The following is a 13751-nucleotide window of genomic DNA, read 5'->3' on the forward strand; positions in this document are numbered from 1 at the left end:
CCGCCTGTCGTAGACGGAACACCTCAGGAACATCGGTCTCAGCGTGACGGACATTCGGCACGGCTCCTTCATCACCGTGCGCGGCGCGCGGGAGCATAATCTCAAGAACATCGACGTCTCGATTCCCCGGGACAGTCTCGTGGTCATCACGGGGCTCTCTGGTTCGGGCAAGTCGTCGCTCGCCTTCGACACGATCTATGCCGAGGGCCAGCGCCGCTACGTAGAGAGCCTTTCCTCCTATGCCCGCCAGTTCCTCGAACTGATGGGCAAGCCCGATGTCGACAGCATCGAGGGCCTTTCGCCCGCCATTTCAATCGAGCAGAAAACCACCAGCCGCAATCCGCGCAGCACGGTCGGCACCGTCACCGAAATTCACGACTACATGCGCCTGCTCTGGGCACGAGTCGGAATCCCCTATTCCCCCGCCACCGGCTTGCCGATCGAGGCGCAGACTGTGAGCCAGATGGTCGATCGAGTCGCCGCCATGCCGGAGGGCACGCGGCTGCTGCTGCTCGCCCCGGTGGTGCGGGACCGCAAGGGGGAGTATCGCAAGGAACTCGCGGAGTTGCAGCGCCGCGGCTTCACCCGCGTCAAGGTCGACGGCAAGCTCTACGAAATTGGCGATGTCCCCGCGCTGAACCGCAAGACCAAGCATGAGATCGAGGCGGTGGTGGACCGCGTGGTCGTTCGCCCCGGCATCGAGCCGCGTTTGGCTGACAGCTTTGAGACCGCGCTCGGCCTCGCGGATGGCGTGGTCTATGCCGAGCCGCCCGATGCCGCAGCGGATGGCAGCCAGCGCATCACCTTCTCCTCCCGCTTCGCTTGCCCGGTCAGCGGCTTCTCGATCGAGGAGATCGAGCCTCGGCTCTTCAGCTTCAATTCGCCGCACGGCGCCTGCCCGGCCTGCGACGGCCTCGGCCTCGAAAGCTTCTTCGACGGCGCGCTGGTCGTGCCAGATGAGCGGCGGCCGCTGAACGCCGGCGCCGTGGCACCCTGGAGCCATAGCCAGACACCTTATTACGACCAGACGCTGCAGGGTCTCGCCAAGCACTTCAAGATCCGGATGACGACGCCCTGGGACGAGCTGCCCCAGAAGGCGCGAGACGGCATCCTTTACGGTACGGGCGATGTCTCGGTCGAGCTGACCTATAAGGACGGTGTGCGCGCCTATTCCGTGAACAAACCCTTCGAGGGCGTGCTCAAAAACCTCGCCCGCCGCTGGAAGGAAACCGACAGTGCCTGGCTGCGCGAGGAACTCAGCCGCTACCAGGCCGACAAGCCCTGTGCCGTCTGCAACGGCGCTCGCCTCAAGCCCGAGGCGCTGGCGGTCAAGATCGCAGGCTCGACCATCGCTGAGGCTTCCGAACTTGCCATCCGGCGGGCGCTTCCCTGGTTCGAGGGTGTGCTCGAACAACTCACGCCCCAGCGGCAGGAAATCGCTCGCCGCATCCTGCGCGAGATCGTCGACCGGCTGAAATTCCTGATGGATGTCGGGCTCGACTACCTGACCCTCGCTCGCGGCTCGACCACCCTCTCGGGCGGCGAGAGCCAGCGCATCCGGCTCGCGAGCCAGATCGGCTCCGGCCTGACCGGCGTGCTTTATGTGTTGGACGAACCCTCAATCGGCCTGCATCAGCGCGACAACGAACGGCTGCTGGGCACGCTCAGGCGCCTGCGCGGCCTCGGCAATACCGTGCTCGTGGTGGAGCATGACGAGGACGCCATCCGCGCTGCCGATCATGTGATCGACATGGGCCCCGCCGCCGGCGTCAATGGCGGCTACGTCATCGCCCAAGGCACTCCGGCCGAGGTGGCGGCCAATCCGAAGTCGATCACCGGCGCCTATCTCTCAGGCCGCAACATGATTCCGGTGCCGGAGCGCCGCCGCCCGGTCGATCGTGCGCGCATGCTCACCGTGGTCGGTGCCACGGGCAATAACCTCAAGGACGTCACGGCGCGCTTCCCGCTCGGTGCCTTCACCTGCATCACCGGCGTTTCGGGCGGCGGCAAATCGACCCTCGTCGTCGATACGCTCTACAAGGCGGTCTCGCGCCGGCTGATGGGCAGCGGCGAGGTGCCGGCGCCGCATACCCGCATCGACGGCTTAGGCGAACTCGACAAGATCATCGACATCGACCAGTCGCCGATCGGCCGCACGCCGCGCTCCAACCCCGCGACCTATACCGATCTCTTCGCCCCGATCCGCGACTGGTTCGCCGAGCTGCCGGATAGTCGCGCGCGCGGCTACAAAGCCGGCCGCTTCAGCTTCAACGTGAAGGGCGGCCGCTGCGAGGCTTGCTCGGGCGACGGGCTCATCAAGATCGAAATGCACTTCCTGCCGGACGTCTTCGTCACCTGCGACGTCTGCAAGGGCAAGCGCTACAATCGCGAGACTTTGGAAGTGAAGTTCCGCGACAAATCGATCGCCGATGTGCTCGACATGTCGGTGGCGGAGGCGCTGCCCTTCTTCGCCGCCGTGCCGCGCATTTTCGAGCGACTTTCCGTGCTCGACCGCGTCGGTCTGGGCTACGTCAAGCTCGGCCAGCAGGCGACGACATTGTCGGGCGGCGAGGCGCAGCGCATCAAGCTCGCCAAGGAACTCGCCCGCCGCGCCACCGGGCGCACGCTCTATATCCTGGATGAGCCGACCACCGGACTGCATTTCGAGGATGTTCGGAAACTACTGGAAGTCCTGCATGCGCTGGTCGATCAGGGCAATACGATCCTGGTCATCGAGCACAATCTGGAAGTCATTAAAACCGCCGATTGGATTCTCGACCTCGGTCCCGAAGGCGGCGACGGCGGCGGCCGCATCGTCGCGGAGGGCACGCCGGAAGACATCGCGGCAAACCCGGCAAGCCACACCGGCCGTTTCCTGACGCCTCTGCTCGAGGGACTGCCCGTCATCCCGGTAAAGCCCAAGGCCGCCCGCAAGCGCGCCTGATCCTGGCGCTGACCGAAGACTGGTGGCCCGCCTGCCGAGCGGCAGGCCGAAAGCTGTGCGCGGATACGGCGCTAACTCTGACACGTCACAAAACCAACGCGTGGACGTTTAGAGTTTAGACAGTTCCGCCAACTAATTTTGCGGAACGAAACGGCTTCGCACAATCAACAATTCGGTGCAATTTCGTATCGATTTCTTCGCCCATCTTCGCCGACCGCGTTCAGTGTCCTGAGCGGTAGCGCTCAGCATGCGCGAGTCATTTCTCTATCAATCCAGGAGGTCTCGGTGTCCGTCTCACATCCAACACAACAAACACAACACGTCTCGGCAGGAAATTTCAATCCGGATCAGCCCACCCTTACGGAGGAACTGTTCAGAGAGCGGCCTGGTCCCGGGTCATCGGCGCAGTCTGGTGCACAGCATCATGCGAGAGGATATCCGGTCGCTCCCGGCCCCTCAAGCTACGTACAGCCGCACGCCCCCGCTTCACAACAGAAGACGGGCTTTTGCATGTCCAAAGAACAGTACGCGGCCTTCTGCGCAGAAGCCTGTAAGCAGTGGGGAGTGGGGGCGGACCCCGAGTTGGTGAAACATTTCCACGGGCAATACTTCTCCCACTGCGGATCGAACAACGCCTCTTAACCCTCGTTTTCGCCCCCGTCTGAACCCGCGTCCCAAACCGCGGCATGGCACGCATCAAGTGAGCTGCGTATTCAGTGAGTACGTGATCTCCCCTCCCTGCAAGGGAGGGGAGAAGTGTTGACGAGGCGCAGTAAGTTCAGAGACTGAGTGACACCCGCACACCCTCCCAGACAAGCACACCTCCGCATTAGCCCCTCGTTAACCTTCGCCCTGTAACGCTCACCACTTCACCACACGGTACGGTTGATGAGCGTGACTGCTGCGGGCCGGCTGGACCCTATTCCCCTGCCGGATCTCTATGACCGCCTGCGTGGCCAAGTCACGCCAATCGAGTGGCCCATCATGGCGCGCGATATCGCGGCAATCCTCCGCCTCAAGCGCGAGCGTAACGCCGTCATCCTTGCGCATAACTACCAGCCGCCGGAAATCACCAGCACCATCGCCGATATCGTCGGCGACAGCCTGGCGCTCGCCCGCCAAGCGGCAACGGTGCAGGCCGAGGTCATCCTCGTCGCCGGCGTCCATTTCATGGCCGAGACTGCCAAGCTGCTCAATCCGCAACGCCGTGTGCTGATCTCCGATCTTCGCGCCGGCTGCTCCCTCGCCGACTCCATCACCGCCGCCGATGTTCGCGGACTGCGCCTCGAATATCCCGGCGTCCCGATCGTGACCTATGTCAACACCTCCGCCGCGGTGAAGGCGGAATCCGACATCTGCTGCACCTCCGGCAATGCCCTCGCGGTGATCCGCTCGCTCGGCGCACCGCGCGTCATCATGCTCCCCGATGAATACCTCGCCCGCAACATCGCCAACCAAATCCCTGAGGTCGAGATCATCGTCTGGTCCGGCCATTGCGAAGTGCACGAAACCTTCACTCCGGCGGACATCGCGGGCGTCCGCGCCCGCTACCCCGACGTCGTCGTAATGGCCCATCCGGAATGCCCCGAAGCCGTCGTCGCGGCCGCGGATTGCGCTGGCTCCACAGCGCAAATGGCGGCGTTCGTCGCTGCCCGCCGCCCCGCTCGCGTCGCGCTCGTCACGGAATGCTCGATGAGCGACAACCTCGCCCTCGAATTCCCCGACGTTACCTTCCTGCGGCCGTGCAATCTTTGCCCGCATATGAAGCGTATTACGCTGCCCGGCATTCGCCATGCCTTGGAGACGATGACACAGGAAATCCTGATCGACCCCGCTCTCGCCGTCTCCGCCCGCGCGGCGGTCGAGCGCATGATCGCAATCACCTAGGACGCCGGGTTGCCGACCCCGCCGCCCCTGCCGCGCCTTCTCGTGGAACCGATGATCCGCGCCGCACTGCTCGAGGATCTTGGGCGCGCTGGAGACATCACCTCCAACGCCGTCATCCCGCCCGAGGCGATGGCCGAGGGTGCCATCGTCGCCCGTGACGCCGGCGTCATCGCCGGCACCCAGGCCGCCACACTCGCCTTCGCGCTCGTCGATCCCGCCATCACCATCATCATCGAGCGGCCAGACGGCGCGGAAGTCGCTCCGGAGGACATCGTGCTACGGCTCCGAGGACCCGCTTGCGCCGTGCTCTCGGCCGAGCGGGTCGCACTCAACTTCCTCTGCCGCCTCTCAGGCATCGCAACAGTCACCGCGGCGCTTATGCGCACCGCGGGGCACCACGGCCACGCGCGCATCGTTTGCACGCGAAAAACGACGCCGGGGCTGCGCGTTCTCGAGAAACAGGCGGTGCGCGCCGGCGGCGGTGGCAATCATCGCTTCGGGCTGGACGACGCCATCCTGATCAAGGACAACCACATCGCCGTGGCGGGCGGCATTCGCCCCGCGCTTGAGCGCGCGAAAGCGGCGGTCGGCCATCTCGTGAAAATCGAGATCGAGGTCGATACCCTCACTCAACTCGCTGAGGCTCTGGCAATCGGCGTGGATGCCGTGCTGCTCGACAACATGACGCCCGAATTGCTGCGTCAGGCGGTCCGCATGATCAATGGCCGCGCCATCTCGGAAGCTTCGGGACGCATCTCGCTTGCCACCGTCGGCGCCATTGCGGCGACAGGCGTAGATCTGATTTCGGTCGGCTGGATAACCCACAGCGCCCCCATCATCGATCTCGGCCTCGACTTGCAAACCAACTGACACGGCGCGAGTTGCTAACGCCGGTACGACAGCCCCGCCCAGAGCACGGCCGCGCGGTCCGTCAGCCCCCTCGGCCGAGGCTCCCCAACGCTCAGCGATCGCAGGTCCCGCCGCGCCAGCGTGCCTGGCAGCCACGCGGCCACGGCAACGCGTGGCACCCGAATATCGCGGGACCGATGCAGCCATCCCCGCGCCTCGGCGGCAAGTTCGGCAAGCACCGGCACCAAAGCCGGATCGAAGGGCGCCGCCGCCGCTGCCGCGGCCGTCAGCCCTGCAAGCGCGAGGCGATCGGCGGGCCAAGGCGCCCAGCCCCGGCGCCCAAGCGGCCCTCGGCTCCGCAGCAATCCGGCCACGCCATAAGCGGCCCCGCTCAGCCTCAGCCCCTCTAACGCCTCCGGCGACGTCACCCCCAGCGCTTGCCCAGCCGCCACCGAAACGCCCCCCGCGCCCGCGAACAGCCAGTCGCGCCAGGCGTCCGCCGTCGCGATCTCGCCCTCCACCTCAGTCTCCCGAGCGGCGATGAGCGCCAGCAAATCCGGCCGCGAGAGCCGCCCCTCGGCGAGAGCCTCGGCCAGCGGCGTCGCGACCTCATGCGGCTTCGCCTCCCCCTCCACCACCTCCCGCCACCATTGCAGCCGGATCAGCGCGAGCAGCGGCTGGCTGGCGACTTCACGTGCCCGTGCGATTTCGTGGTTGAAGGCATAGAGCGTCAGCAGCGCCTCGCGCCGCTCCGGCGGAGCAAACAGCGCCGTAAGGAACCGGTCCGGGTCATGACGACGGACAATTTCGCCAATCGGGGAAAGCATCGCCGCGTGATGGCGTTTCTCGCGCGCCCAGACAAGCCGGTGCGGTGATGCGAGCCCTGGCACGCGGGCCACTCGGGTTGACGGGTCGTGACGCGGGCATAAGGTAAGGGCGTCAAGGCAGCGTGCCCTTTCCATTGCGCGCTGGCCTGCGTCACAAGAACGCCGTCACTAGAACATCGGAGAACGCCTCATGGCTTTCGAGCTTCCCCCGCTGCCCTACGAGACCTCGGCGCTAGCGGGCGCCGGCATGTGCCAGGAGACGCTGGAACTGCACCACGGCAAGCACCATCAAGCCTATGTCACCGCGCTCAACGGCTTCGTCGAGAAGAACGCCAATCTCCAGGGCAAATCCCTCGAAGAAATCGTGAAGCTCTCCTACGGCCAGAGCGACCTGGCTCCGGTTTTCAACAATGCCGGCCAGCATTGGAACCATGTTCTGTTCTGGAAGAACATGTCGCCGACCGGCGGCAAGCTGCCCGGCAAGCTGGAAACCAAGATCACCGCCGATTTCGGCTCGGTGCAGGCTTTCAAGGACGCCTTCAAGACCGCCGCGACGACCCAATTCGGTTCGGGCTGGGCTTGGCTGATCCTCGCCGCTGACGGCAAGCTCAAGGTGACCAAGACGCCCAACGGCTCCAACCCGCTCGCCACCGGCGAGGGCAAGGCGCTGCTCGGCCTCGACGTCTGGGAGCACAGTTACTACCTGGACTTCCGCAACCGCCGCCCGGACTACGTGACCAATTGGCTGGACAAGATCGCCAATTACGACTTCGCGGCGAACGAACTGGCTTAAGCGCGGCGAAACCAGCGGTGGCGGGGGTTGCCGGAAGGTAGCCTCCGCGTCGGCTACCACCGCCTTCACAATTCGTTAAGCACAAATCGCTAGTTGAGAATAATTCTCATTTGCAAGTTGAGGCTTAATGTCCTTTTCAGGGCCGACTAGGGCGACGCCGGTTGGTCGAACGCCGGGTCATCAGCCGTCGGATTATCAGACGGTCGTCGTCCGACTTGACGACTCAAACTCCGAGTTCTTCACGCTTCCTCAGACGGCAACACCGGCTGGCCAACCAATTCCGGCGATGGTCGTTACTAAATCTGGAGAGCGCCCTTACATTGGGCCTCCCGCATCCCTGCCCTACGCGGTCCACAATAGCCGACTGCAAAGTGGCGCTGGGCCGTTGGCGACAGGCACACTCTTCGCAACCAATTGGCCGGCTCAGGTCACCCAGGCATCCCAGACTCTCGGGCTGCAGATGAGCCCGGCAGAGATGGCCGACTGGCTACGCTGGCAAGATAGGCCGCAATCTCCAAGCCCGGCTATTCAAGAGAACTGGACGCGCCCCGCTCGAAGCGATGTCCAGACGGCCACCATCGGGAGCATCACGGATTGGAATGAACCCATGAGCCGACCGGTGCGCCAGACACCGGTCCCGCCAGTGCCGTCCGTGCCGTCCGACGACACAAGGTTCAGGCAGAAATATAACCAGCAGAGGTATGGCGCCATTTCACGAGTGCCCGGATTCACCAGCTACCTGAAGCGCTATCATGCGTTCGGAAATCAGGTCAGCCTTATTACAGCGCCAGTTTCCAGATGGACCCGGTGGCTGCATCCCTCTTAGAAGCACGTCCTTGGAGCAACTCGCCTCAGGAAACCTTGGCGGGCGGCGACGCCGGCTTCACGTCATTCGCGACCGTCGGCTTGACGATATTGGAGATCGTCTCCCGCAACACCGTCACCCGCACATTCGGCGCGATCTCGACTTCGATCTCGTTGGTGCCTTCGCGGGTCTTCTGGACGGTGCCAAGGATACCGCCCGCCGTCACCACCCGGTCGCCACGCTTGATGGAGGAGAGGCTTGCCTTGAGCGCCTTCTGCTTCTGCTGCTGCGGCCGGATCAGGATGAAATAAAACACCCCGAAGATCAGGATGAGCGGCGCGAACTGGGTCAGCGACGCCATCGACATGCCGCCGCCGAGCGACTGGGCATAGGCCGGGGAAATGAGGTGCATTGTCGGTCGTCCAGCTTGCGGTGATTGGGGCGGGACCATAGTTTCCGCACCCCGGCCGTCAAGCCTCCCTTCCTAAGCCAGATGGATCCTCGCCTGATGGATACGACTTTGCCTGACCTGCTGACGCGCATCGCCCAGGCGCTGGAGCGTCTGGCGCCGCCGCCTCCGGCCGCTCCGGACCTCACTCTGGCCGATGGCTTCGTCTGGCAGCCCCGGCCGCCGGCACTCGTTCCCGTGCCTCGCATCTCCCGCGTCGCACTCGACCTTATCCGTGGCGTCGATCGCCAGAAGGAGGCGATGCTGGAGAACACGACCCGCTTCGCTCGCGGCCTGCCCGCGAATAACGCGATGCTGTGGGGCGCCCGCGGCATGGGCAAGTCGTCCCTGGTCAAGGCCGCCCATGCCGCCGTAAATGCCGAAACGCCCGGCACCCTCAAGCTCATCGAAATCCATCGCGAGGACATCCGCACCCTCCCCGACCTGCTGAACCTGCTACGCGGCAGGCCGGAGCGGTGCGTGATCCTCTGCGACGATCTCTCCTTCGAACGCGAGGATGCCGACTACAAAGCGCTCAAATCCGTTCTCGACGGCGGCATTGAGGGGCGGCCGGATAACGTCTTGTTCTACGCCACGAGCAACCGCCGTCACCTGATGCCGCGCGACATGATCGACAACGAGCGTTCGACCGCGATCAATCCCGGCGAGGCGGTCGAGGAGAAAGTCTCCCTGTCGGACCGTTTCGGCCTCTGGATCGGTTTCCACAACTGCGACCAGCCCACCTTCTTCGCCATGGTCGAGGGCTATTCCGAGGCCCTTGCATTGCCAATCGAGCCGGAAGCCTTGCGAGCCGGCGCTGTCGAATGGTCCGTCACGCGCGGCGGCCGCTCGGGCCGCGTGGCATGGCAGTACATTCAGGATTTGGCGGGGCGCTTGGGCGTCAAGACGGAGGGCTCGCTCGGCTAAGGCTGTCGGGTAACGGCAGGACCTCGGCGGGCCACGCTCCGTAAAACGAAGAAAACCTTCTCAGGCGTGGCTTAGCGTCATGACATTCACCTTCTAGTAATCTCTAGACCCCAAGCTGACTTCTTCAGTCTGGGGGAAAATCATATGAGGCAAATCACGTTTGGTGGGTCGAAGCCTGACATACCCTGGCGCGCCCCCATCCCTTCCAATGTCCTTGTATTGGGCAACAATTACTCGCTGCGGTGGCTGATGGAGCGAGCGGCTCGTGTGGCCCCCGTTGCGGCTAGCGTGGTCGTCATCGCAGGAGTGGCTTACTCCGCAGGTGTGCTCATCCGCAAAGGCGCCGGGGCCGCCCAAAGCTACCTTCCCGCTCCCACCGCTCCGCTCGCGCAAAACACACCAATCGAGCTTGCCGGACTGTACCAGATCCGAGACGTCTGACATCGGCCGGCGTTGGCGCCAGCGCCTTAACGTAACCCTAAGGAAAAGGCCGACGATCTAGGTGGCTTCAAAGTCGCGGATACTCCGCTCGCAACATACGGCGACACCCACCTCAGCCCCGTTCCTCAGTCGTCACCCCGAGCTGCTTGAGCTTGCGATGCAAAGCGCTGCGCTCCATGCCCACGAACGCGGCTGTGCGGCTGATATTGCCGCCCAGCCGCACGAGCTGCGCCTGTAGGTATTGGATCTCGAACAGATCCCGCGCCTCCCGCAGCGTCAGCCCCATCATGTCGGCGGCCGGATCGAGCGACAGTAGCCGCGGGGCATGGGAACTGATCTCCGGCGGCAGCACATCCGCCCGGATCGCATCGACAGCGCTGCCGGGAGCCATGATGAGCAGCCAATCCATCAGGTTGCGCAGCTGCCGCACATTCCCCGGCCAGTCATAGGCCTGCAAAGCCGCGACCGCATCGGCCGCCAGAATACGCGGCGCCATCCCCGCACTCTCCGCCGCGCGGGCGAGGAAATACTGGGCCAGCACCGGCACATCCTCCCGCCTCTGCCGCAGCGCCGGGATCTGCAGCGGCACCACCGCCAGCCGATAAAACAGATCCTCGCGGAACCGCCCGCCGGCAATCTCCGCTTGAAGGTCCCGGTTGGTGGTGGTGATGACCCGCACATCGACGCTCACCCGCGCCGAACCGCCAACCCGCTGGAACGCCTGGTCCTGCAAGGCCCGCACGATCTTGCCCTGAGTCTCCAGCGGCATATCCGCCACCTCGTCGAGCAGCAGCGTGCCGCCATGGGCGCGCTCCAGCACCCCGGCCCGCCGCGGCTCCCCGGCCGCCGCCTCCACCCCAAAAAGCTCCTCTTCGAACCGCGTGGGATTGAGCGTGGCGCAGTTGAGCGCCACGAACGGCTGGTCGGCGCGGCGGGACAGCGCATGCAGCATGCGCGACGCCACCTCCTTGCCCGCCCCCGCCGGACCCGTCACCAGCACGCGGGACCCCGTCGGCGCCACCCGCTCCACCGCCGCGCGGATCGCCTGCAAGGCCGCGCTCTCGCCGATCAGCTGCGACTCCGCACCCGCGCGCAGCCGCAGCTCGGCATTCTCGGCGGCCAGCCGCGCCGCCTCCAACGCCCGGCGCACGATCAGCAGCAGCCGGTCGGCCTTGAATGGCTTTTCGATGAAGTCATAGGCGCCGAGCTGAATGGCATTCACCGCCGTCTCGATCGTGCCATGGCCCGAGATCATCACCACCGGCACATGCGGCTGCTCGCGATGCAGCGCCTCCAAGATCCCCAAACCATCCAGCCGCGAGTTCCGCAGCCAGATGTCGAGCACTACGAGGCTCGGCCGCCGCGCATGGAACGCGCCGATCGCATCATCCGCATTCGCCGCCTGGCGCGTGAGATAGCCCTCGTCGCGCAGCACGCCGTCGATCAGCATGCGGATATCGGCTTCGTCGTCGACGATGAGGATATCAGCGGCCATCGTCAGCCTGCATCACGCTTTGCACTTGAGCGGCCTCCGAAACCAGCGGTAGCACCAGCGTCGCGACCGCGCCGGGCCCCGGCTCCCGGTCATCGAGCAGCACCGTGCCCTCGTGATCCTCCATGACCTTCTTGACGATCGCGAGGCCAAGCCCGGTGCCCTTCTGCTTCGTCGTCACATACGGTTCCGTCAGTTCCCCCCGCTCCTCCTCCGGCAGCCCGACCCCGTCGTCACTCACGCTGATATGCACGGTCTGATCGACGCGCTTCACCACGATATCGATATGGCCCGCGCCCGGCCGCATCTGGATGGCGTCGGCGGCATTCTGCAGAAGATTGGTGATCGCCTGACCGATCAGCCGGCGATCACAGGGCACCCGGAAACCACCGAGAGGAATGTCGGCCGTGAAATTGATTTCCGGCCGCGCATGCTGCTGCAACATCAGCGCGTCACGCACCACCGAGCCGATCTCCTCGGGCTTGATCACCGGCTGCGGCATTCGCGCGAAAGCGGAGAACTCATCGACCATGCGCCCGATATCGCCGACCTGACGCACGATCGTATCCGCGCATTGCCGAAAAGTCTCGGGATCCGAGGTAATCTCCGACAGGAACCGCCGCTTCAGCCGCTCGGCGGATAGCTGAATGGGGGTCAACGGATTCTTGATTTCATGCGCGATGCGGCGAGCAACATCCGCCCAGGCGGCCTTGCGCTGCGCCGAGGCGAGTTCCGTGATGTCGTCGAAGGTAATGACGAAACCGTCAACCCGCTCCTCCGTCAGCTCGACGCTGAGCCACACGTTGAGTAGCCGCTTATGAGCCGCCGGGCCGATCGAAATCTCGACCCGGCGCGGCCGCTCCGGCATGGCGCGTGCGACCTCGATCAGCGGCGCGAAATCCGGCACGACCTCGGCCAGCGGCTGCCCCATCGCGGCGAGAAGATCGACGCCGAGCAGCGTGGAAGCGGCGCGGTTGGGCAATTCGATCCGGCCCGCGGGATCCAACCCGATGACGCCCGCCGAGACACCCGCCAACACCGCCTCAGTAAAGCGCCGGCGGTCATCGATCTGGCTGTAGGCCTGCATAAGTTCGGAGCGTTGAGCACCAAGCTGGCCCGTCATGCGATTGAAGGCACGCGTAAGTCCCGCGATCTCATCATCGCGCCGGCTTTCCGGCAAACGCACGCCGAGATCACCCGACCGGATGCGTTCGGCCGCGCGAATGAGCCGGCCGACGGGGCGTGCGATCTGATTGGCAAAGACCAGGCCAAATAGAATCGCGGCGGATAGAACCAGCAACGCCACCATCGCGAAGATGACGACGAAGGTGATCTGCAGGCTATGCCGATGCGCTTCTAGCCGGTGATATTCCGCCGCCGCCGCCTCGGTCCGCGCCATATGCGCGAGGATCGTGGGATCGACCGGCTTCTGGATCAACAGCATCAGGGGCGGCGTGGAATCGAGCTGCACCAGTCCCGTCACGCTAGACCCATCCCGCGATCCCATGACTACGACATCGCCATTCCGCGCCACATCCTCGGCCCATGGCGGCGGCAGCCCACCCGAAGCGCTGCCGAGCATTCCGGTGGACGCGATGATCTGGCCTGTGGTCGGTTCGAAAACGATCGCTTCCGTGAGGCCCCGCAAGGAAATCTGTGTGCCGAGGAATTGGCCGAAGTTGTTCAGGTTGCTGGTCAGATAGGGTCCAGCGCGTGCCATATCATTGGCCATCGCGAAAGCATCCGTGCGGATCTCATCCTTGTGCTCGGTGAGATAGCCTTGCGCCACCTGCATGCTTTCGTCGATCGCGGTGCGAACGCGTTCATTGAACCAGGCCTGGATGCCGAGCTGGAAGAAGACGGTTGCGAAAATCGCCAGCACGATCGCGGGTGTTACCGCGACGACGCTGAACAGCAGAACGAGCTGCGCCTGCAACCGCGATCCCGCCGAACCGCGACGACGTTCCAGCGTCACGCGCACCACGCGTCCCGCGACGGAGGCAACCAGCAGCAACAGCAACGCGAAATTCGCCGGCACCAATGCGACAACGGCGCGATGGCTGAGGCCGAGCGACATGCCGCCGGAAAGAATGACAAAACTCGCAACGGCCAGCACAAGCGCGGCCGCCGCCAGCATCAGCGTCACCGACTTGCCGAGCGCCACATTGACGATCAGCCCAAACCGCGAGCGGTTCTTCGGATCGGCGGTCTCGTCGCCAAGCAGCGGCATCGCCGAGCGGGTATTGCTGATCAGCATGGGGCTTTCCCCCGCAGTGTCGACGCGGAGCGCCTTCGCACCCCTCCCGTTATGCGCGGCGAAGGCCGAGCATCCACGTCT

General features: G+C 64.7%; 10 protein-coding genes. 6 read left to right on the forward strand and 4 right to left on the reverse strand.

Going from position 1 to position 13751, the window contains the following annotated elements; genetic code table 11:
* The first annotated feature begins 43 nt into the window (after positions 1-43).
* The 3 genes from uvrA (at position 44) to nadC (ending at position 5701) form a co-directional block, all read left to right on the forward strand.
* Complete coding sequence (uvrA, locus tag GSQ92_RS04690) at positions 44-2944, forward strand: excinuclease ABC subunit UvrA (RefSeq protein ID WP_254065551.1); 2901 nt, start codon at positions 44-46, stop codon at positions 2942-2944.
* An 888-nt stretch (positions 2945-3832) separates the two neighbouring features.
* Positions 3833-4831, forward strand: coding sequence for a quinolinate synthase NadA (gene nadA / locus GSQ92_RS04695; protein WP_158802261.1), 999 nt, complete (start codon positions 3833-3835; stop codon positions 4829-4831).
* Positions 4832-4882: 51 nt separating this feature from the next.
* Positions 4883-5701 carry a carboxylating nicotinate-nucleotide diphosphorylase gene (gene nadC, locus GSQ92_RS04700; protein WP_158802417.1) on the forward strand — a complete coding sequence of 273 codons (819 nt, stop codon included), beginning with the start codon at positions 4883-4885 and terminating at the stop codon, positions 5699-5701.
* 14 nt (positions 5702-5715) lie between these two features.
* On the opposite strand, the gene GSQ92_RS04705 is transcribed toward nadC, so the two are convergent.
* Positions 5716-6570, reverse strand: a complete 855-nt coding sequence (locus GSQ92_RS04705) for a squalene/phytoene synthase family protein (RefSeq protein ID WP_254065552.1) — start codon at positions 6568-6570, stop codon at positions 5716-5718.
* Between the two features lie 127 nt (positions 6571-6697).
* Here GSQ92_RS04705 and GSQ92_RS04710 point away from each other — a divergent pair, with 127 nt between their 5' ends.
* The gene (locus tag GSQ92_RS04710; RefSeq protein WP_158802262.1) at positions 6698-7300 is read left to right on the forward strand and encodes a superoxide dismutase; all 603 of its coding nucleotides are present in this window, start codon (positions 6698-6700) and stop codon (positions 7298-7300) included.
* A gap of 851 nt (positions 7301-8151) precedes the next feature.
* Here the strand turns inward: GSQ92_RS04710 and yajC are convergent.
* Positions 8152-8517: a preprotein translocase subunit YajC gene (gene yajC, locus GSQ92_RS04715; protein WP_158802263.1), complete on the reverse strand. Its 366-nt coding sequence runs from the start codon at positions 8515-8517 to the stop codon at positions 8152-8154.
* Between the two features lie 96 nt (positions 8518-8613).
* Here yajC and GSQ92_RS04720 point away from each other — a divergent pair, with 96 nt between their 5' ends.
* The gene (locus GSQ92_RS04720) at positions 8614-9480 is read left to right on the forward strand and encodes an ATP-binding protein (RefSeq protein WP_158802264.1); all 867 of its coding nucleotides are present in this window, start codon (positions 8614-8616) and stop codon (positions 9478-9480) included.
* 144 nt (positions 9481-9624) lie between these two features.
* A complete protein-coding gene (locus tag GSQ92_RS04725) occupies positions 9625-9921 on the forward strand; it encodes a hypothetical protein (RefSeq protein ID WP_158802265.1) in 297 nt (98 codons plus the stop codon).
* 112 nt (positions 9922-10033) lie between these two features.
* On the opposite strand, the gene GSQ92_RS04730 is transcribed toward GSQ92_RS04725, so the two are convergent.
* Together GSQ92_RS04730 and GSQ92_RS04735 are read right to left on the reverse strand one after the other, a co-directional pair.
* A complete protein-coding gene (locus tag GSQ92_RS04730; protein WP_158802266.1) occupies positions 10034-11416 on the reverse strand; it encodes a sigma-54 dependent transcriptional regulator in 1383 nt (460 codons plus the stop codon).
* A complete protein-coding gene (locus tag GSQ92_RS04735; protein ID WP_254065553.1) occupies positions 11406-13670 on the reverse strand; it encodes a PAS domain-containing sensor histidine kinase in 2265 nt (754 codons plus the stop codon). The genes GSQ92_RS04730 and GSQ92_RS04735 overlap by 11 nt, the downstream gene beginning before the upstream one ends.
* Positions 13671-13751 lie beyond the last annotated feature (81 nt).

Source organism: Acidisoma sp. S159 (genome assembly GCF_009766125.1).
Lineage (GTDB): Bacteria > Pseudomonadota > Alphaproteobacteria > Acetobacterales > Acetobacteraceae > Acidisoma.